Annotated in this window: 20 protein-coding genes; 12 read left to right on the top strand and 8 right to left on the bottom strand. The window is 68.9% G+C overall.

Translation table 11 applies throughout. From position 1 onward, the window contains the following. Positions 1–214: 214 nt before the first annotated feature. The 4 genes from rplS (at position 215) to BUF17_RS04650 (ending at position 3,523) form a co-directional block, all read left to right on the top strand. Entirely contained in the window at positions 215–607 is a 393-nt protein-coding gene (gene rplS / locus BUF17_RS04665; RefSeq protein WP_073626153.1) for a 50S ribosomal protein L19, read from the top strand. 358 nt (positions 608–965) lie between these two features. Further along, complete coding sequence (locus BUF17_RS04660; RefSeq protein WP_175563612.1) at positions 966–2,174, top strand: multidrug effflux MFS transporter; 1,209 nt, start codon at positions 966–968, stop codon at positions 2,172–2,174. Positions 2,175–2,392: 218 nt separating this feature from the next. Continuing rightward, complete coding sequence (gene rpmB / locus BUF17_RS04655) at positions 2,393–2,686, top strand: 50S ribosomal protein L28 (protein ID WP_073626149.1); 294 nt, start codon at positions 2,393–2,395, stop codon at positions 2,684–2,686. Between the two features lie 237 nt (positions 2,687–2,923). Continuing rightward, on the top strand, positions 2,924–3,523 hold the full coding sequence (locus BUF17_RS04650) for a VUT family protein (RefSeq protein ID WP_073627087.1): 600 nt from the start codon (positions 2,924–2,926) through the stop codon (positions 3,521–3,523). On the opposite strand, the gene BUF17_RS04645 is transcribed toward BUF17_RS04650, so the two are convergent. From BUF17_RS04645 to BUF17_RS04630, 4 genes are all read right to left on the bottom strand, one after another. Then, a complete protein-coding gene (locus tag BUF17_RS04645; protein ID WP_073626147.1) occupies positions 3,466–4,545 on the bottom strand; it encodes an esterase-like activity of phytase family protein in 1,080 nt (359 codons plus the stop codon). The genes BUF17_RS04650 and BUF17_RS04645 overlap by 58 nt on opposite strands. Positions 4,546–4,667: 122 nt before the next feature. Further along, entirely contained in the window at positions 4,668–6,593 is a 1,926-nt protein-coding gene (gene cobT / locus BUF17_RS04640; RefSeq protein WP_073626145.1) for a cobaltochelatase subunit CobT, read from the bottom strand. A 93-nt stretch (positions 6,594–6,686) separates the two neighbouring features. After that, complete coding sequence (gene cobS, locus BUF17_RS04635; RefSeq protein ID WP_073626142.1) at positions 6,687–7,709, bottom strand: cobaltochelatase subunit CobS; 1,023 nt, start codon at positions 7,707–7,709, stop codon at positions 6,687–6,689. Positions 7,710–8,134: 425 nt separating this feature from the next. Beyond that, positions 8,135–8,800, bottom strand: coding sequence for a J domain-containing protein (locus BUF17_RS04630; RefSeq protein WP_073627085.1), 666 nt, complete (start codon positions 8,798–8,800; stop codon positions 8,135–8,137). A 385-nt stretch (positions 8,801–9,185) separates the two neighbouring features. Between BUF17_RS04630 and leuB the strand changes: the two genes are divergently transcribed. Then, complete coding sequence (leuB, locus tag BUF17_RS04625) at positions 9,186–10,295, top strand: 3-isopropylmalate dehydrogenase (protein WP_073627083.1); 1,110 nt, start codon at positions 9,186–9,188, stop codon at positions 10,293–10,295. A gap of 5 nt (positions 10,296–10,300) precedes the next feature. Here leuB and BUF17_RS04620 read toward each other — a convergent pair whose 3' ends face one another. The 4 genes from BUF17_RS04620 to rsmI form a co-directional block, all read right to left on the bottom strand. Next, positions 10,301–10,738 carry a GNAT family N-acetyltransferase gene (locus tag BUF17_RS04620; RefSeq protein ID WP_073626139.1) on the bottom strand — a complete coding sequence of 146 codons (438 nt, stop codon included), beginning with the start codon at positions 10,736–10,738 and terminating at the stop codon, positions 10,301–10,303. A gap of 5 nt (positions 10,739–10,743) precedes the next feature. Continuing rightward, a complete protein-coding gene (gene gshB, locus BUF17_RS04615; RefSeq protein WP_073626137.1) occupies positions 10,744–11,685 on the bottom strand; it encodes a glutathione synthase in 942 nt (313 codons plus the stop codon). A gap of 155 nt (positions 11,686–11,840) precedes the next feature. Beyond that, positions 11,841–12,230, bottom strand: coding sequence for a YraN family protein (locus BUF17_RS04610; protein ID WP_073626135.1), 390 nt, complete (start codon positions 12,228–12,230; stop codon positions 11,841–11,843). A 6-nt stretch (positions 12,231–12,236) separates the two neighbouring features. Further along, entirely contained in the window at positions 12,237–13,169 is a 933-nt protein-coding gene (gene rsmI, locus BUF17_RS04605; protein WP_073626133.1) for a 16S rRNA (cytidine(1402)-2'-O)-methyltransferase, read from the bottom strand. 320 nt (positions 13,170–13,489) lie between these two features. On the opposite strand from rsmI, the gene BUF17_RS04600 reads away from it, so the two are divergent. From BUF17_RS04600 to BUF17_RS04570, 7 genes are all read left to right on the top strand, one after another. Then, positions 13,490–14,641 carry a penicillin-binding protein activator gene (locus tag BUF17_RS04600; protein WP_073626131.1) on the top strand — a complete coding sequence of 384 codons (1,152 nt, stop codon included), beginning with the start codon at positions 13,490–13,492 and terminating at the stop codon, positions 14,639–14,641. Positions 14,642–14,679: 38 nt separating this feature from the next. After that, positions 14,680–15,915, top strand: coding sequence for a bifunctional phosphopantothenoylcysteine decarboxylase/phosphopantothenate--cysteine ligase CoaBC (gene coaBC, locus BUF17_RS04595; RefSeq protein ID WP_073626129.1), 1,236 nt, complete (start codon positions 14,680–14,682; stop codon positions 15,913–15,915). Positions 15,916–15,998: 83 nt separating this feature from the next. Continuing rightward, positions 15,999–16,448 (top strand): dUTP diphosphatase, encoded by a 450-nt coding sequence (gene dut, locus BUF17_RS04590; protein ID WP_073626127.1) that lies wholly within the window; start codon positions 15,999–16,001, stop codon positions 16,446–16,448. A 256-nt stretch (positions 16,449–16,704) separates the two neighbouring features. After that, complete coding sequence (gene cysK / locus BUF17_RS04585) at positions 16,705–17,703, top strand: cysteine synthase A (protein ID WP_073626125.1); 999 nt, start codon at positions 16,705–16,707, stop codon at positions 17,701–17,703. Between the two features lie 26 nt (positions 17,704–17,729). Then, complete coding sequence (locus tag BUF17_RS04580) at positions 17,730–18,491, top strand: HesA/MoeB/ThiF family protein (RefSeq protein WP_073627081.1); 762 nt, start codon at positions 17,730–17,732, stop codon at positions 18,489–18,491. 86 nt (positions 18,492–18,577) lie between these two features. Continuing rightward, entirely contained in the window at positions 18,578–19,528 is a 951-nt protein-coding gene (locus BUF17_RS04575) for an alpha/beta fold hydrolase (protein WP_244530761.1), read from the top strand. A 15-nt stretch (positions 19,529–19,543) separates the two neighbouring features. Then, positions 19,544–21,235 (top strand): FkbM family methyltransferase, encoded by a 1,692-nt coding sequence (locus BUF17_RS04570; RefSeq protein WP_139282419.1) that lies wholly within the window; start codon positions 19,544–19,546, stop codon positions 21,233–21,235. Positions 21,236–21,279 lie beyond the last annotated feature (44 nt).

Raw genomic sequence — 21,279 nt, 5'->3', positions numbered from 1 at the left:
AAAGGCATCAGCCTGTTTTCCCGATGACCCTCCGAGGAGGACCGCGGGCAGCATCCGTCGCAGCGACGTCGATTTCGGGCTTCCGGAGTTCCGGTGGTCTGAATCGCCCTGCGGCGAGGCGGGCCGTTGGTTCGACTGCGTTCCGGGTTCCGGGCGGTGGCCGCGCTGAAGCGGCTGCGGCGCGGCTCGGGACGAGATGTGAAAGACGAGACCCATGAACATCATCGAAGAACTTGATCGCGAGCAGATCGCCGTCATCGAGGCCAAGCGCCAGCTTCCGGCCTTCGCCCCTGGCGACACCGTGAAGGTGAACGTGCGCGTCACCGAAGGCACCCGCACCCGCGTGCAGGCCTATGAAGGCGTGTGCATCGCCCGGTCCGGCGGCGGCATCAACGAGAACTTCACCGTTCGCAAGATCTCGTACGGCGAGGGCGTGGAGCGCGTGTTCCCGGTCTACTCACCGATGATCGAGTCGGTGGACGTGGTCCGCCGCGGCAAGGTGCGTCGCGCGAAGCTCTATTATCTGCGCGGCCTGACCGGCAAGGCGGCCCGCATTGCCGAGAAGAAGGACACCCGTCGCGGCGCCCAGTCCGTCGCCGCCGAGTGATCCTGCCCGGCGCCCCCGCGCGGGGCTGCCGGTAGAAAGACCGATCATCGACACGATCAGCGGGGGCGGCCAGAGCATGGCCGGCCCTGTTGTTTTTTGGCGTGGCGCCACCTGCGCGCTCCGTCATGGAGCCCTCTCGGATCGACTCGATCGGAACGGGACAGCTCCAGCCTTCCATGATTCTCCGGTCAGCCGGCATCGCTGCACGACGTTCGGGCCGGGACGCCCGAGCGGCGGCGGACTGCCGCTTCCACGGCGCGCCCGCGCCGTCGGTCACCTGCGGTCTGCCGGCCCGAATCGTCCTCGTCCCGTCTCCGGCCTGTCGGGGGGCGACCGGTTCATTCCAAGGAGCGGTGCCGTGGTCCGGCCCGGAACTCTCGCCTTTACCGCGATGCTGGCCAGCCTTTCGGCGATGAGCCCGGTCGCGACCGACATCTACCTGCCGTCGCTGCCGGCGATCGTCGCCGCGTTCGGCACCACGCCCGCCGCGGTGCAGGTCACGCTCTCCGTGTTCATGTTCGGCTACGCGGTGGCGATGCCGGTCTACGGACCGCTGTCGGATCGCTTCGGGCGCCGGCCGGTGCTGCTCGTCTCGCTCGGGCTGTTCGTCATCACGAGCCTGATCGCGCCGTTCTCGCCCAGCATCAACGTGCTGATCGCGCTGCGCTTCGTGCAGGCGCTCGGCGCGGCCGGGCCGGTGATCCTGTCGCGCTCCATCGTCCGCGACGTGTTCTCCGGACCGCGCGCGGTGAAGGAACTGTCGCGGATGGGCTCGATCGCCGGACTGGTGCCCTCGCTGGCGCCGACGCTGGGCGGCGTGCTCGGCGGCCTGTTTGGCTGGCAGTCGTCGTTCTACCTGATGGGCGTGGTCTCGGCCGCGATCCTGGCCTTCATCGCGCTGAAGATGCCGGAAACGGTGCCGGAGCGGATGCCGTCGATCTCGTTTCCGGCGGTGTTCCGCTCGTTCGGCGTCTGCCTGCGCTCGGTCGGCTTCCGGGTCTACACCGCGATCTGCTGCCTCTGTTTCGCGGGGCTGTTCGCCTACATCTCCGGCACGTCGTTCGTGCTGCAGGGGCATTACGGCCTGGGACAGGTGGCGTTCGGCATCGCTTTCGCGGCGACGGCGGTCTCGTTCATCGTCGGCACCCTGATCGGGGCGCGGCTCTCGGCGCGGATGGGCATCGTGCGCGGGCTCGGATTCGGCACTGCGCTCAACGCCGCCGGCGGTGTGCTGATTCTGCTCGGCTCGCTGTTCGGGCCGGGCCATCCGCTGGAGATCATCATCCCGATGATGATCTACATGGTCGGCATCGGAATCGGCATGCCCCAGGGCACCGCTGGAGCGATCATGCCGTTCCCGGAGCGGGCGGGCGCCGCCTCGTCGCTGCTGGGCGTGCTGCAGATGGGCTCGGGCGCGCTGTCGGGCATTCTCGTCGGCCATCTCGTCGGCGCCGCGGTCTGGCCGTTCACGGTGGTGATCATGGCCTGCGGCCTTGCGGCGCTCGGGGTCGATCTCGCGACGCGGCGCCGCCGACTTGCGGCCCCGGTTCGGTCCGCCGGGCGGTGATCGGCGTCGTTCGGCTTGACGGGGGGGCGGGGCGACCTTATACGTGCGCGACCTCCGATCAGGAACGATTGTGATCGCGGCTTCAGCCGGGTACGCCGTGTGGCTGCCGTCTAACGAACGATCGCAGTCCCGATCCCTGGATTGCCCATTGATGGCCGTGCCGCCCGTCCCCTGTCAGGGGATGCGGAGACCGGCCGAGAACGAAAGAAGGTGCCACGATGGCTCGTCGTTGCGAATTGACCGGCAAGGCCGTCCTGACCGGCAACACCGTCAGCCACGCCAACAACAAGGCGCGTCGCCGTTTCTTGCCGAATCTGGTGAACGTGACGCTGCTGTCCGAGGCGCTGGAGCAGAAGGTGCGCCTGCGCATCAGCGCCAACGCGCTGCGCTCGGTCGAGCACCGCGGCGGCCTCGATGCGTTCCTCCTGAAGGCCCGCGATGCCGAGCTCGGCGAGCGTGCGCTGATCGTGAAGCGCGAGATCGAGCGCAAGCTCGCCTCCGCCGCGGCCTGATTGCAGCGCTCGCATCGGCCTATCCCGCCGAATCGAGCGTCCGCGACCGACTGAAAATCCCGGATGCCCGGCGTGATGCCGGCTCCGGGCTTTTTGCATGACCACCGGGTGACGGAACAATCCCGCGTTCCCGCCTGACCCGCTGACGGATGCACGACCATGAGCAACAAGCCCTTTGCCGGCGGCCGGACGTCCCGGCGCTTCAGCCTCGCGGATCTGGTGATTCCGACCGTCGCGATGACGCTGGTCGTGGTCGCCTCCAATATCCTCGTGCAGTATCCGGTGGAGGGCCAGATCGGTCGCCTGGTGCTTGCCGATCTTCTGACCTGGGGCGCGTTCACCTATCCGGTCGCGTTCCTCGTGACCGATCTCACCAACCGCTATTACGGCTCGACGGTGGCCCGCCTTGTGGTGGTCGCCGGCTTCGCCGTGGCCGTCGCGCTGTCGGTTGCGCTGTCGACGCCGCGAATCGCGGCCGCATCGGGCACCGCGTTCCTGTGCGGGCAGATTCTCGACGTGACGGTGTTCAACCGGCTGCGGCGGCTCGCGTGGTGGTGGGCGCCGCTGACCGCCTCGCTGGTCGGCTCGGTGCTCGACACCGCGGTTTTCTTCACGCTGGCATTCGCGCCGGCGGCCGTGTTCCTCGGTCCGAACGATGCCTTCGCCATCGAGGCCTCGCCGCTGGTCGGGCTGTTCGCCGCCGAGGCGCCGCGGTTCGTGTCGTGGGCGATCGGCGATCTCAGCGTCAAGATCGCTGCGGCGCTGGTGCTGCTGGTGCCCTACCGCATCGTGCTGTCGATCGTGCTGCCGAGCGCGCTCGCGCGCCCGGCCGCCTGATCCGGCTTCGGCAGGGGCAGGGCGCTCGCCAGCGCGAAGCGCAGGATCAGCGTGCGCTGGAGCATCGAACGGTTGTCGTCCGACACCAGCGTGACGAGTTCCCGGCCGGCGGGATCGCGGTGGAGCCCAAGCCCTTCCATATTGTCGATCTCGTCGCCGAAATCCGCCTCTGCGACGATGAGCCCGTCGAGCGGTGCCGTGCCGGCAAGATCCAGGGCACCGATGCGGCGCAGGCGCATATAGAGCCCGAGCGGCCGGCGATAGAGCCGCTCGAGGACGAGAAGATCGCCGCCCGGCAGGAAGGCCGCGTCCGTGACGGAGAATCCGTCCCGCGCCTTGAGCGCCAGCGCCTTCCACCGCCCCGCCTTCAGAACGCCACCGCGAATCCTTCCATCCCTGTCCGCCGTCTCGGCGAAGGCGACGAGGTCGCTCTCCCCGTTCACGGAGCGTGTGGCGACGGCCTCGATTCCGCGGTTGGACGGGAGCCGCGTCAGCCAGGGCGGCAGCGCGACGGGCTTCATGCGCGCTGCGAACGGCGGATCGCCGTCGAAGCGCACGAGGCCGCGACCCTCCATCGAAACGATGAATCCCGTCCGCCCCGGCAGGGCGGCAATCGCTTCGGCATCGACCAGCCGCTTCGGCAGCGGCGTATTCGGTCGAGGCTTGCCCCCGGCGTCGAGCATCGGGGCCACCAGAACATCGGTGAGGTCCGTCGGACGGCCGTCTTCTGCCGCGACGATGCGGGCGGAAATCCAGAAGCCGAAATCGGACACCGCCAGCATCCGGGTGCCGGTCGAATCGAGCGTCAGGCCTGAGAGGCTCGAAAAGCGCTCGTCCGAGGCGCGCACCACCAGCCCGCCGAGAAAGTCGAGATCGCCGAAGCGCCGCCGCGACGGATCGGACAGGTCGAAATGGGAGAGGGCGCGGGTCTGGACGGGCACCGCCACGGCACCGCCGTGCGGCTCCGCGGCAGCCGCCGGCATGGCCAGCGCCAACGCCACGAGGCCGGGCGCCAGCTGCACGGCCGCCGGTATCGCCGTCCACCCAACATGCGGACGCCGCAGACGCCGCGAAGCGGCGCGCTCCGCGCCGCGTCTGTCGTCGTCGGTCCGGCGGAGCATCAAGGCCGGACGTCGCCGCGACGTTAGGCGCGCCGCCGGGCCGGGGCGCGGCCCGGCACAGCACGGCCGGAACTGCGGCCCGTCCCGGCGCGGCCGGAGCCGCGGCGGTCGCCGGCATCGTCGTCGAACAGCGCGGCGAGCTGGTCGGTCATCGCGCCGGCCAGTTCGTCGGCATCGACGATGGTCACGGCGCGGCGGTAGTACCGGGTCACGTCGTGGCCGATGCCGATGGCGATCAGCTCCACCGGCGACTGGGTCTCGATTTCCTCGATGACGGCCCGAAGGTGCTTTTCGAGATAGTTGCCGGCATTGACCGACAGCGTGGAATCATCGACCGGCGCGCCGTCGGAGATCATCATCAGGATGCGGCGCGATTCCGGCCGCGCCAGGAGCCGGGTGTGCGCCCAGGCCAGTGCCTCGCCGTCGATGTTCTCCTTCAGGAGCCCCTCGCGCATCATCAGGCCGAGATTGCGCCGTGCCCGGCGCCATGGCGCGTCGGCGGCCTTGTAGATGATGTGCCTGAGGTCGTTGAGGCGGCCGGGATTGACCGGCTTGCCGGCCTGCAGCCAGGCCTCACGCGACTGCCCGCCCTTCCAGGCCCGCGTGGTGAAGCCGAGGATCTCGACCTTCACGCCGCAGCGCTCCAGCGTGCGGGCCAGAATGTCGGCGCAGGTCGCCGCGACCGTGATCGGCCGGCCGCGCATCGAGCCGGAATTGTCGAGCAGCAGCGTCACGACGGTATCGCGGAAGGCGGTGTCGAGTTCGTGCTTGAAGGCGAGCGGCTGCATCGGATCGATCACGACGCGGGTCAGGCGCGCGGTATCGAGCCAGCCTTCTTCCTGGTCGAACTGCCAGGAGCGGTTCTGCTTGGCCATCAGCCGGCGCTGCAGCCGGTTGGCGAGACGCGCCACGACGCCCTGGAGATGCGAGATCTGCTTGTCGAGGAAGCCGCGCAGCCGGTCGAGTTCGGCGCTGTCGCACAGGTCCTCGGCCTTCACCGTCTCGTCAAACTTGGTGGTGAAGACCTTGTATTCGACCTCCGGGCGCCGGTTCGAGAACGGATAGTCGTTGCGCGGCGTGTCGCCGGCATCGGTGCTGTCGTCGGCATCCTCCTCCGACAGCTCACGCTCCATCGTCTCGCTCGATTCCGATTCGCCGGCATCCTCCTCGACCGAGCCGGCCTCGGCTTCCTCGGCGGCGGTGGATTCGCTCGTCTCAGCCTCGCCGCCCTGCTGCTCGCTCTCTTCGCCCTCTCCCTCGGAATCCTCCTGGCTCTCGGAGGTCTCCTCGCTCTCCTCCGGCTCGCCCTGGGCTTCCTCCGCCATGTCGAGCGAGACGAGAAGATCCCGGATGCCGGCGGCGAAGCGCTTCTGGTCGTCGATGGACGACAAGAGCCGGTCGAGATCGCCGCCCGCCTTCTCCTCGATCCACGGCCGCCACAGGTCGACGAGGCGGCGCGCCTCGTCGGGAGGCGCGGCGCCGGTCAGCCGCTCGCGCACCAACAGCGCCAGCGCATCCTCGATCGGCGCATCGGCGCGGTCGGTGATGTCGGCATAGTTGCCGCGGTGATAGCGGTCCTTGAGCATCGCCGTGAGGTTCTCGGCGACGCCCGCCATGCGGCGGGAGCCTACGGCCTCGCAGCGCGCCTGCTCGACGGCATCGAACACCGCGCGGGCATCGCGGCCCTCGGGGCTGAGCGAACGGTGCAGCTTGGCGTCATGGCAGGCGATGCGCAGCGCCATGGCGTCGCCGATGCCGCGCGTGATGGCGAGGTCGTGCCGCGTCGGCCGCCGCGGCGGCTCGGGCAGGCGGGCCGTGTGCCCGACGAGCCCCGGCCGCTCGGCGGCGAAGTTCACCTCAAGCTCGGCGTCGCGGGAGATCGCGCGCATCGCGCCGGTGACGGCGCGCTTGAACGGTTCTGTCGGGGCCTGGTCCTTCGACGGGCGCATGGGGGTGGCCGTCCTTCTCTCAACGATCGTGTCAGCCGCCGGATGAGGCCCGAGGATCGGGCCGGCCGTCCGGCGACAGGTTCGGTGCGCGGCTCAGCTCATCACGACGTTGGCGGCGGATTCCGGCAGCTCCGCACCGAAGCAGCGCTGGTAGAATTCCGCCACGAGCGGACGCTCGGTCTCGTCGCACTTGTTGAGGAATGTCAGCCGGAACGCGAAGCCGACATCGCCGAAGATCGACGCATTTTCGGCCCAGGTGATGACCGTGCGCGGGCTCATGACGGTCGACAGATCGCCGTTCATGAAGGCGTTGCGGGTCATGTCGGCGAGGCGGACCATGCGCGACACCGTCTCGCGGCCCTTGTCGTCCTTGCGGAAGGCCGGCGACTTGGCGAGCACGATGTCGGTCTCGCGGTCATGAGGCAGGTAGTTCAGCACGGTCACGATCGACCAGCGGTCCATCTGGCCCTGATTGATCTGCTGGGTGCCATGATAGAGGCCCGAGGTGTCGCCGAGGCCGACCGTGTTCGCCGTGGCGAACAGGCGGAACGCCGGGTGCGGGCGGATCACGCGGTTCTGGTCCAGAAGCGTCAGGCGGCCGGACTGCTCCAGCACGCGCTGGATGACGAACATCACGTCCGGCCGGCCGGCATCGTATTCGTCGAACACGAGCGCGGTGTTGGTCTGGAGCGCCCACGGCAGGATGCCGTCGCGGAACTCCGTGATCTGCTTGCCGTCCTTCAGCACGATCGCGTCCTTGCCGACGAGATCGATACGGCTGATGTGGCTATCGAGATTGACGCGCACGCAAGGCCAGTTGAGCCGGGCCGCGACCTGTTCGATATGGGTCGACTTTCCGGTGCCGTGATAGCCGGTCACCATCACGCGGCGATTGTGGGCGAAGCCGGCGAGAATGGCGAGCGTGGTGGTGCGGTCGAACAGATAGTCCGGATCGAAGTCCGGCACATACTCGTTCGGCTCGGAAAAGGCCGGCACTTCGAGATCGGTGTCGAGGCCGAACACCTCTCGAACGGCGACCGTCTTGTCGGGCAGGCCACTCGGGGCGGCGGATGTCTTGGTCGCCACGGCGGCGGCCTCAAGGGCGGGAGCGGTCATCGGGCCTCCGTGACACCGCCATCATCGGGCAATCGCGGCGTCGGTTCGCTTGGTTTTCAGGGCATGGACCGTTCGCATGGGAACGGCGCCCCTTTCTTGTTGGGACACAAAACGGATCCGCCGGGTGCGCACCCCGGGAAGCCGTCCGGTGCTTCGGTCTTCCTTCGATCTTGCCTTCGGTCTTGGCGGGCGGCGCCCGGGAGGGGGCGCCCGTCCGTCGGAAACGTCCGGCCGCGGCAAACGCTTCGTCGAAGCCCTCGCCGCCGCGCGTTCCGGTTTCCGCCCGGACTATCGTCCGTCCGGGCCGCCGGCTCCAGCAGAATGTTGCCGCATCCAATCATACCGCGTTCGGGCCGGCGGGTTCCAGCCATACGGATGAACGGTCGCGATGGATCGCTCATGCCCTGCCGACAACGGCATCGCGCTCAGCAGAACCCCCCGTTCTTCAGCACGCCATAGGCCTGGATCACGTGCCGCAGGTGCTCTTCCGACGACCGGTCGCCGCCGTTCGCATCCGGGTGGTGGCGTTTTACGAGTTCCTTGTAGCGCGCCTTGATGCGCTCGCGCCCGGCATCCGGTTCGAGGTCGAACAGCTCGAACGCCCGGGTCTCCATCGCCGTGAGGGCCCGGCGCGTCTCCGGCCGCGGCGCAGCGGTGGGCCGCCTGACGCCGAACAGGTCGAACGGATCGTGGGTTTCCGCCGTCCAGCCGGGACCGCTCGTGCCCGCGCCCGAGCGCCGGCCACGGGCGCTCATGCGCGCGGCGGCGGCTTCCGGCGCGCCGGGGCCGGCGGTGAAGGCGTTCACCCCCACGTTCCAGGTCGGGCGGTGCCCTGTCGCGGCATCCTTCTGGTAGGCCGCCACGGCCTCGTCGCTCATGCCGGCAAAGTAGTTGTAGGACTTGTTGTACAATCGTACGTGGTCAAGGCAGAAATGCAGATATTGGCCCTCGCGGTCTCGCCCCATGGGCGCCCGATGAGTGCCGGGTTGATCGCAACCCTCCCAATCGCACCGCGGGAAACGCTCGCTCTCGCGGCGCTTCTCGTTCGGGCGAATGCGGATTCGATCGAAGATCTTCGAGTCTAGGTTCATGGCGCCTTCATTATGGGGATCTCCGCCGGGGCGAACAAGCGGCGGGAGATCGAGAATGGCGTTGCCGCACCGCCGGGGGACGGTCAGGCGGCTGTCGCCCCGGGACGGCAGGACGGCGTTCGGCGCCGTCGCCTTCTCCGGCAAGCCGGGAGGTTCGCCGGCGGAGCGGGACTTTGGCCGGCAAGAGCGGCGGCCGTGCGGCTTGCATCGCGGGCGGCGACGCGATACCGACTGCCGCCGGAACCCGGGCGCGGCGCCTGACCGACGCCGCCGGCCGGGATGGCCGACGGCGGCGATGATGCCCGACGGCGGCGAGGAAGGGCGGCAGGCGCCAGCGCACGGCGATCGCCGGCCGAACAGTGTGCGCAACGAGGATTTCACGCCCATGGCGACCCACAAGATCCTGCTCCTGCCGGGCGACGGCATCGGCACCGAAATCGCGGCGGCGGCCCGCAAGGTGATCGCGTGGTTCGACAGCCGCGCCGGCGGCGTGTTCGAGATCGAGGAAGACGTCGTCGGGGGCGCGGCCTACGACGCCCACGGCGTTGCCATCACCGACGCGGCGATGGACCTGGCGCAGGCCTCCGACGCGGTGCTGTTCGGCGCCGTCGGCGGGCCGAAGTGGGCGAGCGTTCCCTACGAGGTGCGTCCCGAGGCGGGCCTGCTGCGGCTGCGCAAGGATCTCGGCCTGTTCGCCAACTTGCGCCCGGCGATCTGCTATCCCGCGCTCGCCGACGCCTCGTCGCTGAAGCGCGAGGTGGTCGAGGGCCTCGACATCCTGATCGTGCGCGAGCTGACCGGCGGCGTCTATTTCGGCGAGCCGAAGGAAATCCGCGATCTCGGCAACGGCCAGAAGCGCGGCATCGACACCCAGGTCTACGATACCTACGAGATTGAGCGCATCGCCCGCGTCGCCTTCGACCTTGCCCGCACGCGCTCCAACAAGGTGTCGTCGTCGGAAAAGCACAACGTCATGAAGTCCGGCGTCCTCTGGAAGGAAGTCGTGACCGCCGTGCACGCCCGTGAATATGGCGACGTGGCGCTCGACCACATCCTGGCCGACAATTGCGGCATGCAGCTGGTGCGCTGGCCGAAGCAGTTCGACGTCATCGTCTGCGACAACCTGTTCGGCGACATGCTGTCCGACGTGGCGGCGATGCTGACAGGCTCGCTCGGCATGCTGCCGTCGGCCGCCCTCGGCGCGACCGACCCGGCGACCGGCAAGCGCAAGGCGATGTATGAGCCGGTGCACGGCTCCGCCCCCGACATCGCCGGCACGGGCGCCGCCAACCCGATCGCCATGATCGCCTCGTTCGCGATGGCGCTGCGCTATTCGTTCGGCATGGTCGACGAGGCCAACCTGCTCGACAAGGCGATCGCCGCCGCGCTCGACACCGGCGCCCGCACCCGCGACATCGGCGGCGGCGACAACTCGGTCGGCACCGAGGCCATGACGGCGACCATCCTCGCCGCGCTGGACCGCCTGTCGGCCTGATCGGCCTATCCGCCGGGCAGCACCTTCTTCAGGAAGATGTGCGTGCTGCCCGGCGGATGATCCTCGATGGCGCCGAACCGCGTGTAGCCGAGCCGCCCATAGAACGCGGCGTTCGCCTCGCCGAAGGTGTCGACCCACACGCCGATGCAGCCGCGCTCAAGCGCCTCCGCTTCGGCGCGGCCCATGAGGTGCCGGCCGAGACCGGTTCCGCGCGCCTCCTCCGGCACGAACAAGAGCTCGACATAGAGCCAGCCATAGCTGGTGCGCCCCCACAGCCCGCCGGCGACCGTGCCGTCCGTCTGCCGCAGCAGCACCGCGAGCGGCCTTGAGCCGGACGGCCCCATCCGCGCGGTGTTGAAGGCGACGATCCCGCCGACGATGACGTCGCGCGCCGCCGGATCCGGGGCGTCGGTCAGCACGATTTCGAAGGCGCCGCCCGCCATTGCGTTCACCCGCGCAGCGTCTCGATCCTGTCCCACAGGATGGCGGCGCCGTCCGGGCCGCCGAGGCGCTTGATCGCGCGCAGGCCGGTCGGCGCGGTGACATTGATCTCGGTCAGGCGGCCATCGATGACGTCGATGCCGACGAGCAGGAGGCCGCGGCTGGAAAGCTCCGGCCCGATGCGGGCGATGATCTCGCGTTCGCGCTCCGTCAGTTCCGTGGCCTTGGCCGCGCCGCCGCGCACCATGTTGGAGCGCAGATCGTCCGGCGCCGGCACCCGGTTGACCGCGCCGGCGAATTCGCCGTCGATCAGGATGATGCGCTTGTCGCCGTGCTTCACGCCGGGAATGAACTGCTGGATCACCCACGGCTCGCGGAAGGTGACCGCGAACAGGTCATAGAGCGAGCCGTAGTTGAGGTCGTCCTTCGTCAGGCGGAACACCGACGATCCGCCGTGGCCGTAGAGCGGCTTCATGACGATGTCGCCGAACTCGCGGCGGAACGCGTCGATCTCGCCGCGGTCGCGGGTGATGAGCGTCGGCGGCATCAGCTCCGGAAACAGCGTGACGAACAGCTTCTCGGGCGCGTTGCGAACCGAAGCCGGGTCGTTCACCACCAGCGTCTTCGGATGCACGCGCTCGAGCAGGTGCGTCGCGGTGATGTAGGCGAGGTCGAACGGCGGATCCTGGCGCATGAACACGACGTCGAGGTCGGCGACCTTGAGCCGCTCGCGCTCGCCGAGGGTGAAATGATCGCCGGCGACGTCGCGCACCGTCACCGGCTCGGCGTTGACGAACACCTCGCCGTCGCGCATCGCCAGCCGGTCCGGCGTGAAGTGATAGAGCGTGTGGCCGCGGGCCTGGGCCTCCAGCATCAGCGCGAACCCGGAATCCCCCGCGATCTTCAGCGTGGAGATGTGGTCCATCTGGAAGGCGACCTTGAGCGGCATGGGAGTGACTCCGGTGGACGGCAGGCGGGATGGCAGGGGCGGCGAGCGTCGCGGCATCAGGGCAGGTGCCGGGCGTCCGGCCGAGAGAGACGATCCGGCATGATATGGGGTCGCCCCATCGCCCTTGTCCACACTGCGGCGACGGATAACGCCGCCTATTCGCCTTCGGCGAATGCCGAGACGAGATGGTGGGGCAGCCGGCCGGGCGCGAGCGCGATGATGTCGAACCGGAGCGTCAGCGCAGCGTGGGCTGGATGCCGAGCGAGCCAAAGCCGCACGGCCGCTTCCATCCGGCGTCGGGTGCGGGGCGTGACGGCGATCAGCGCCTCATCGAGCGTCGCGCGCCGCTTCACTTCGACGAAGGCGACCGTGCCGCCGCGCCGCGCCACGATATCAACCTCGCCGGAGGGGGTGCGAAACCGCCGGGCGAGAATGCGGTAGCCCTTGAGGCGAAGCCACCACGCCGCGAGCGCCTCGGCCCGCAGCCCGCGCCGGTAGGCAGCGATGCGCTCCGAAGCCGGGGAGGGAGGTTCGCGCGGCGCCATCTTCGGCTAGCCGTCGTCGCCGCCGTCAGGCTCCGAAGCGCCCTTGAGGTCGAGGGCGCGGCGGTAGAGGGCACGGCGATCGGCACCCGTCGCCTTGGCGACTTCCGAAGCGGCGGCGCCGACGGGCAGGCGGGCGAGCGCTTCGGCGAGGAGGCGGTCGACATCGTCCGGGTCGGCGGCGATCTCGCCAGGCGGGCCGACGGCAATCACGATTTCGCCGCGCGGCGGGTCGCCGGCAAACGCGGCGGCGAGTTCGGAGAGCGGGCCGCGAACCACGGTCTCGTGGAGCTTGGTGAGTTCGCGGGCGACGGCGGCCTGCCGGTCCGCTCCCAGCGTCTCGGCCATGTCGGCGAGGCATTCGCCGAGGCGGCGGGGCGATTCGTAGAACACCAGCGTCGCCGGAGTGCGGGCGAGCTCGGCGAGCCGGCGGCGGCGGGCGGCGGATTTCGGCGCGAGGAAGCCGGCAAACAGGAAAGCATCGGTCGGCAGGCCGGCGGTGACCAGCGCCGACAGCAGCGCCGAGGCGCCGGGAATCGGCACGACCCTATGGCCGGCTGCCGCCGCATCGACCACCAGCCGGTAGCCGGGATCTGAAATGAGCGGCGTGCCGGCATCGCTGACGAGGGCGATGGAGCGGCCTTCCGCGAGGTCCTCCAGAAGGCGCGGCCGCATCCGGGCGGCGTTGTGCTCGTGATAGGCGACGAGCTTCGTCCGGATGGCGTAGCGGTCGAGCAGCACGCGCGTCACCCGCGTGTCCTCGCAGGCGACAAGGTCGGCGGCCGACAGAGTTTCGAGCGCACGCACGGTGATGTCGCCGAGATTTCCGATCGGCGTGGCGACGACATAGAGCCCCGGCGCGGCGGCCGGCGCCGACAGAGCCCGGCCCGCAATGGCGAAGCTTCGCGCTGCGCCTTCGGCGCGGGGTTCGGATTCAGGCATCGCAGCGCATCCACAACGGCAACGGCACCCGGATACGGTCGCATCCGGGCGGAAAAACCAGACTTCACTTTGACATGGCCGCTTTCGCGTGGCCTTGTCGAGCCCTACAATCGAATTGGTCGCCCGGTGGGCGGTCATGCCATGTGTTCGGCGTTTGAAACCGGGGCTCGCTGGGGCGGATCCGGGCGCGACAGGCAAGGGAGAGCGTAACGGTGTCCCGCGTTGATGGTGCTGGCGAATTCCGGCCGGAGACGGCCGAGCAGATGACAGGGGCCGCGGGCGTTGCCTCTTCGGCCGCAGGCGCAGCCTCGGACAGGGGGATGACCCGCCGCACGGCTTTCGGCGTCGCCTTCGCCGGCCTCGCCGCAGCCTGCACGACCACCACGAACCAGGCCACGCAGCCCACACCGGCAGCCTCCGCAACGGCCGGCCCCCCGGAGGAAGTGCTCGGCACCGGCACCGTTCCGATCGCCCTGTTGCTGCCGCTCGCAAGCCCGCTCGGCCAGTCGTTCCGCAATGCAGCCGCGCTGGCGGTGGCGGACTTCCCGCAGGGCAACATCCGCATTCTCGTCAAGGACGATGGCGGCTCGGATGCCGGCGCGCGCAATGCCGTGCAGCAGGCCATCGGCCAGGGCGCGCAGCTGATCCTCGGTCCGATCTTCTCTGCCGCCGTGTCCGGCGCGGCCTCCGTCGCGCGTCCGGCCAATGTGCCGATCATCGGCTTCTCCACCGACGTTTCCGTCGCCGGGCCCGGCGTCTATTTGCTGAGCTTCCTGCCGCAGCAGGACGTGGAGCGGATCGTCACCTATGCCGGCAGCCAGGGAAAGCGGTCGATGTCGGCGCTGCTGCCGGATTCGGCCTACGGCCTCGTGGTGGAAGCCGCGCTGCGCGAGATTGCCGGCCGCTCCGGCATCCGGCTTCTCTCGGTCGAACGCTATGCCGCCAACCGGTCCGACCTCGCGCAGAAGGCGCAGTCGATCGCGAGCTTCGGGTCGCAGATCGATTCGCTGTTCGTGCCGGAAGGCGGCGATGCCGCCGCCGCGATCGGCACGGCGCTGTCGCAGAGCGGGCTTTCGGGCGGCCGCGTGCAGCTTCTCGGCAGCGGACAGTGGGACGACCCGCGCGTCAGCTCCAATCCCGCCTTCAACGGCGGCTGGTATCCGGCCCCGGACAAGGCCGGCTTCCAGGCATTCGCGTCGCGCTACAATGCGCGCTATGGCGCGGCGCCGCCGCGCACCGCCTCGCTCGCCTATGACGGCGCCACCCTCGCCGCAGGACTCGTGCGCAGCGCCGGCCCGCAGCCGTTCTCGGAAGCCGTGCTGACCAACCGCGACGGCTTCATCGGCGTCGACGGCCTGTTCCGGTTCGAGCCGAACGGCCAGAACCGGCGCGGCCTCGCCGTCTACGAGATCAGTGGCGGCACCGTCCAGATCCGGGTTCCGGCGCCGCGCAGCTTCGCGGCGGCGTCGTGACCGCGCGCAGCCGCGCCGGCTCGCCGGAGAACTGAGCGATGTCGGCGGAGCAAGCGGCCGCATTCACCGGCCGGCGCGTGCTGCTTATCGTCGGCGGCGGCATCGCCGCCTACAAGTCGCTCGATCTTGTGCGGCGGCTGAAGGAACGCGGCTTTACCGTCCGTGCCATCATGACCGAGGCGGCCAAGGCTTTCGCCACGCCGCTGGCCTTCGGTGCGCTGACGGGCGAGCGGGTGTTCGACGACCTGTTCGACCTGACCGCCGAGCACGATATCGGCCACATCCGGCTGGCGCGCGAGACCGACATCGTCGTGGTCGCGCCGGCGACGGCCGATCTTCTCGCCAAGATGGCGCATGGCCTTGCCGGCGATCTCGCCACCGCCTGCCTGCTGGCGACCGACAAGCCGGTCCTGGTCGCGCCGGCGATGAACCCGAGCATGTGGTCGCACCCCGCGACGCAGCGCAATCTCGCCGTGCTCGCGGCCGACGGCGTGCGCGTGGTCGGACCGAACAGCGGGGCCATGGCGGAGCGGGGCGAATCCGGCGTCGGCCGCATGTCCGAGCCGCTTGAGATCGTCGCCGCGGTCGAAAGCGTGCTGGCACCGCAGCGTGCGGGCCGGCTCGCCGGCCGCAAGGTGCTCGTCACCGCCGGCCCGACCCATGAGCCCATCGATCCTGTGCGCTACATTGCCAACCGCTCGTCCGGGCGGCAGGGCTTCGCCATCGCCGCCGCTGCGGCGGAGGAGGGCGCCGACGTGGTGCTGGTGAGCGGGCCGGTTTCGCTCGCCGATCCGCCCGGTGTGAATGTGGTACGCGTCGAGACCGCCCGCGAGATGATGGCCGCGGTGGAAAGCGCCCTGCCGGTCGACGCCGCAGTGATGACCGCCGCCGTCGCCGACTGGCGGACGGAGGCCGACAGCGGCCACAAGATCAAGAAGGACGGCTCCGGCCGGCCGCCCGCTCTGGTTCTGGTCGAGAACCCGGACATCCTCGCGACCCTCGGCCATCATCCGTCGGCACGTCCGAAGCTTCTCGTCGGATTCGCGGCTGAGACCGACGATCTGATCGCCAATGCCCGCGCCAAGCTCGACCGCAAGGGCTGTGACTGGATCGTCGCCAACGACGTCAATCCGGAGACCGGGAATATGGGAGGCGCGTTCAACACCGTGCGCATCGTCTCCCGCGCCGGCATCGAGGAATGGCCGCGGCTCGCCAAGGAGGATGTGGCCCGCCGCCTGGTCGGACGCATCGCCGATCATTTCGCCGGCGCCTGAAGGCCTCCGGCCCGTCACCTCCCGAACGCGGCCGCCACCGACAGGCCGCCGCCTCACGATCCGCCGAACGAAACGAGGTTTCCATGGTTTCCGTCGCCGTCCTCCGGCTGCCGCACGGCAGCGACCTGCCGCTCCCGGCCGCGGCGACGGCCGGTGCGGCGGGGCTCGACCTGCCAGCGGCGGTGCCTGCGGATGCGCCGGTGGTGATCGCGCCCGGTGCCTATGCCATGGTGCCGACGGGCCTCGCGATCGCCCTACCGGAAGGTTTCGAGGCACAGGTGCGGCCGCGCTCGGGACTCGCGGCCAAGCACGGCGTGACCGTGCTCAACGCGCCCGGAACCGTCGATGCCGACTATCGCGGCGAGCTCAAGGTGATCCTGATCAATCACGGCCGTGAGCCGTTCACGGTTGAACGCGGCCAGCGCATTGCCCAGATGGTGGTGGCGGCGGTCGCCGTGCCGGTTCTCACCGAGGTCTCCGAACTACCGGAGACGGTGCGCGGCGCCGGCGGGTTCGGGTCGACGGGCCGCTAGCGCCCGCCGGCCTGAAATACCCGGTTTACGAGAAATCGCCCCGGCCTTGGGAGCGCGGGCATCTTCCGTGCGGATCGGAACGACCTGCGTTGGCGAACGGCGTTAAGACGATGTCTGTGGGTCTTGAACGGAAGCCCGACGCCGCCGGTGCACCGGGATAACGGCCCTTGCGCTCTGGGGTGTTTGGGGGTCATGTCCCCGAAGATGTCTATCCGGCGAGTGGATTTCGACGCTCGTCCGCTTGGAGGAAACAATCATGGCGAATGCTGGCGAAGCCCGGGGAACCGGCACCGAACCCGCAACCCGGCCCGGCCGCGGCCGCATCTACGGTTCCATCACCGAGACGGTCGGCAACACGCCGCTGGTGCGGATGGACCGGCTGGCGGCGGAACTCGGCGTCGGGGCGACGCTGCTCGCCAAGCTTGAGTTCTTCAACCCGATCTCGAGCGTGAAGGACCGCATCGGCGTCGCCATGATCGACGCGCTGGAGGCCGAGGGCCGCATCACGCGGGGCCAGTCGGTGCTGGTCGAGCCGACGTCGGGCAATACCGGCATCGCGCTTGCCTTCACCGCGGCGGCCCGGGGCTACCGGCTTATCCTGGTGATGCCCGAATCGATGTCGGTCGAGCGCCGCAAGATGCTGAAACTGCTCGGCGCGGAGTTGGAACTGACCGAGGCGGCCAAGGGCATGAAGGGCGCGGTTGCCCGGGCCGAGGAAATCCTGACGGAAATTCCCGGTGCGGTGATGCCGCAGCAGTTCATCAATCCCGCCAACCCGGCGATCCATCGCGCCACCACCGCCGAGGAGATCTGGAACGATACCGACGGCCACGTCGATGCCTTCGTGGCGGGCGTCGGCACCGGCGGCACCATTACCGGCGTCGGACAGGTGCTAAAGGCGCGCAATCCGGACATCCGCATCGTCGCCGTCGAGCCGGCCGACAGCCCGGTTCTGTCCGGCGGAGCGCCGGGACCGCACAAGATCCAGGGCATCGGCGCAGGCTTCGTGCCGGCCGTGCTCGACACCCACATCTATGACGAGGTGATCGGCGTCTCCAACGACGATGCCTTCAAGCACGCCCGTCTCGCCGCGCGGCTGGAGGGCATCCCCGTCGGCATCTCGTCCGGCGCCGCCATCGCGGCGGCGGCGGAGCTCGGACGCCGGCCGGAGTTCGCCGGCAAGTCCATCGTCCTGATCGTTCCGTCCTTCGCAGAGCGCTATCTCTCCACGCTTCTGTTCGAAGGGCTCGATTGAGCCCGGCACGCCAGCGGGTGACCGAGATGGAACAGCAGGGCGAGCCGCAACCGGTGTTCGCGGGTGACGAGATCGCCCGCTATGCCCGCCAGCTTGTGCTGCCGGAGGTGGGTGGCCCCGGCCAACAGAGGCTGAAGGCGGCCCGCGTTCTCGTCGTCGGAGCGGGAGGGCTCGGTTCGCCCCTCGCGCTCTATCTCGCCGCTGCCGGGATCGGGACCGTCGGTGTCGTCGACGACGACACGGTGGCGGTGTCCAATCTCCAGCGTCAGGTCATCCATGGCACCGCCGATATCGGACGGCCTAAGGTGGACAGTGCGGCCGATGCCATCGGCCGGCTCAACCCCCATGTGACGGTCGAGAGGCACGCCCTGCGCCTCGATGCGGACAACGCCGAGGCGCTCGTCGCGGCCTATGACGTCGTCGCGGACGGGTCCGACAATTTCGCCACCCGCTATCTTCTCGCCGATAGCTGCGCCCTGCTGCGGCGCCCGCTGGTGAGTGCCGCGCTCGGCCGCTTCGACGGCACGCTGACGACACTGATGCCGTGGACCACCCGGGACGACGGGACATCGAATCCCACCTATCGCGATCTGTTTCCTTCCCCGCCGGCGGAGGGTACGATTCCGAATTGCGAGGAGGCCGGGGTGCTCGGGACCGTGGCCGGCCTTATGGGCACCCTGCAGGCGACGGAGGTGGTCCGCGTGCTGCTCGGGATCGGCCGTCCGCTGGTCGGGCGCCTGCTGATCGTCGATGCGCTGTCGATGCGCTTCGAGACCATCGAATATTGAGTCTCGCGCTGGTCGGCAGGAACGAAGGCTGGGACAACGAAGGCGCGGATATTGAAGGCTTGGATATTGAAGGCTTGGATGTGGCGATGATGGGCGGAAGCACGAAAGGCCGGTTTCGGCGCGCCCTTGGCCGGCTGGCGATGCCGCTGCGGTGGCTCGCCGTGGCCGTTGCCGTCCTCTTCGCCAACGTCGCCATGGCCGCCGCGCAGGCGCCGCTCGCCCCCTATAAGGACGACCTGTTCAAGTACCCGGCCGTGCTCTCCAGCAGCTATGGCGGCGATTATCTCACCATTCAGTACGTCAAGCAGCGCGATATCTGGCAGCGCGACGAGGTGTGGGAACAGAAGGTCCACGGCGAATACGTGACGCTGCTCGGCTTCGGCAATTCCGAAAGCCACATCACGCTCAATGTCGGCGACCGGCAGGTGAAGTACATCGCCGCCGGCCGGCGGACCGGCGCCCGCCTGATCGTGATCTACCTGCACGGCGTCGGCGGCAACCGCTTCCAGGGCAACAACGACTGGATGTTCGGCGGCAACTTCAACCGCATCAAGAACCTGATGGTGCGCAACGGCGGGCTCTATGTCTCGACGGATTTCTCGAATTTCGAGGCGCGCGGTGCCGAAGACGTGAAGGCGCTGATGACCACACTCGCCGCCGACAATCCCGGCGCGCCGATCTTCGTCGCCTGCGGATCCTATGGCGGCGTGCTGTGCTGGCAGGTGGCGGAAGACCCCGCCACCGCCCGCCTGATGGGCGGTATGCTGCTGCTCGGCTCCGTCGTCGACGACAAGTACCTCTCCGTCATCGCCGCCGAGAAGCCGTCGCGATGGCTGCCGATCTATATCGGCCACGGCAGCGACGATGCCGTCATCCCCTGGATCGGCCAGGAGGCCTTCTTCAAGAAGGTGAAGCAGGCCGAGCCGGACTATCCGATCCGTTTCGTGCTGTTCGATACCGGCTCCCACGGCACGCCGATCCGCATGACGGACTGGCGTCAGGTGCTGAACTGGATGCTCACGGTCAGGGGCGGGTAGGGGGCAAGCATTCGCGTGGCGGCGGAAATCCGTCGTCAGGCGCTCCTTTACGCGGCGACAATACCGCATTTCGACAAGCGAGCCGTCGGGATCGCTGCCGGCCGCTTTCTTCCGTGGTTCGAACGGGTTGTGCCCGGCGGACATGCGGGATTACGGCGCTTTCGCTTCCCCGACCGATGCAGTATCAGTCCCTATCGGCGCGAAGGTCGTTTCGCCACCTCGCTCCGGGACGATTTTCCTGTGATCGACGCGAGGATGGCGCCTGCAATGTCACGGCCGGAACTTGATGGAACCGCTCCCCAGGCTCTGGCCAGCGAGGAAAGTCGCCGGCGCAGTCTCTACACCAGTGTCGACCTCGACATGGCGGCGCTCGAGCGCAGCACCTTTGCCTTGGCGCTGATCCGCCGGCAGCACGGGGCTGCCAGTGCGCTCGGGAATTTCGCCGAGACGCTCATCACCAAGGCCTCGGAGTCCTATGCCCAGATCTTTCAGGATCTGTTCGCTCTCCACATGAGTGGGGGAAAGCGGGGCGGCTTCTTCGTCGAGGTCGGCACGGGCGACGGCATTCTTATCTCGAACACCTATCTCCTGGAGAAGGCGTACGGATGGCAGGGCATCGTCGTCGAGCCCAATCCCGTCTTTCACCAGTCGCTCCTGAAGAACCGCGCCTGCGCGGTGATGACGGACTGCGTACTCGACGTCACGGGCAGGACCGTTTCCTTCGACTGCACGCTGGAGCCCGAATTCTCCGGAATCAATCAGGAACTCGGCGACAGGCCGGTCTCGTCCAGCGATGTCGCGGAGCGGGAGCGCCCGGTGCAGACGATCGAGCTGACGACCGTGTCGCTCAACGACCTGCTGACGCGGGCGAACGCGCCGGCGCAGATTGATTTTCTGTCGCTTGATGTCGAGGGGGCCGAACTGACCATCCTCAGCACGTTCGACTTCGACCGCTGGCAGATCGGATGCCTCACCATCGAGCACAACTTCGACGCGCGGCGCGAGGACATATACAGGCTTCTGGAATCGAAAGGGTACTATCGGGTCTTTCCGGAGATTTCCCAGTGGGACGACTGGTATGTCTCCGCCGATTTGCTGCGTTCACGCCCCGACGCCGCCGGCCTGCTCCCGCCGGAGGCGGTGATGCCGCCCGTCGAGCGCGCCCAGGCCCTAGTCCGCTGGGCGGCCCAAGCAATGGAGCAGGGCGACTTCGACATCGCGCGCACGCTGTGCCATCGGGCGATCCAGATCAGCCCGCAGCTGCCGGATGCCCAGCGCACGCTTGACGAGATCGCCCAACGCGCTGGGCAGGGCGCCGAGCTTCCCCCGCCTGACGCGGTGCCGCCCGCCGAGCGCACTCACGCCTTCGTTCGCTGGGCGATCCGTGCCGTCGGGCAGGGCGACTTCGACGTCGCACGCACGCTGTGCCATCGGGCGGCTGAGATCAGCCCGCAATTGTCGGACCCCTACCGCACGCTGGCCGAGATCGCCCAACGCGAGGGGCAGGCCGTCGTCGCGCTCCATCACTGGCGCCGCGCCGTCGGCCTCGCGCCGAACGACTACTGGGCGCATATCGGGCTGGCCGACCTTCTCATTGCCACCGGCAAACTGGACGAGGCGAAGGCAGTCCTGGAGCGGGCCGTGACCCTCTCGGAACAGCCGACGCGGGCCACGGAGTTGCTGGGTCAGATCGGAAGCAAGCCCTGACGTGGGTCGATATCGCCGACCTTCTGGAATGAAAGTTTGGAGCC

Origin of the sequence: Pseudoxanthobacter soli DSM 19599, from assembly GCF_900148505.1 — a bacterium.
Classification (GTDB): Bacteria; Pseudomonadota; Alphaproteobacteria; order Rhizobiales; family Segnochrobactraceae; genus Pseudoxanthobacter; species Pseudoxanthobacter soli.
This window is presented reverse-complemented; position numbering and strand designations above follow the sequence as displayed.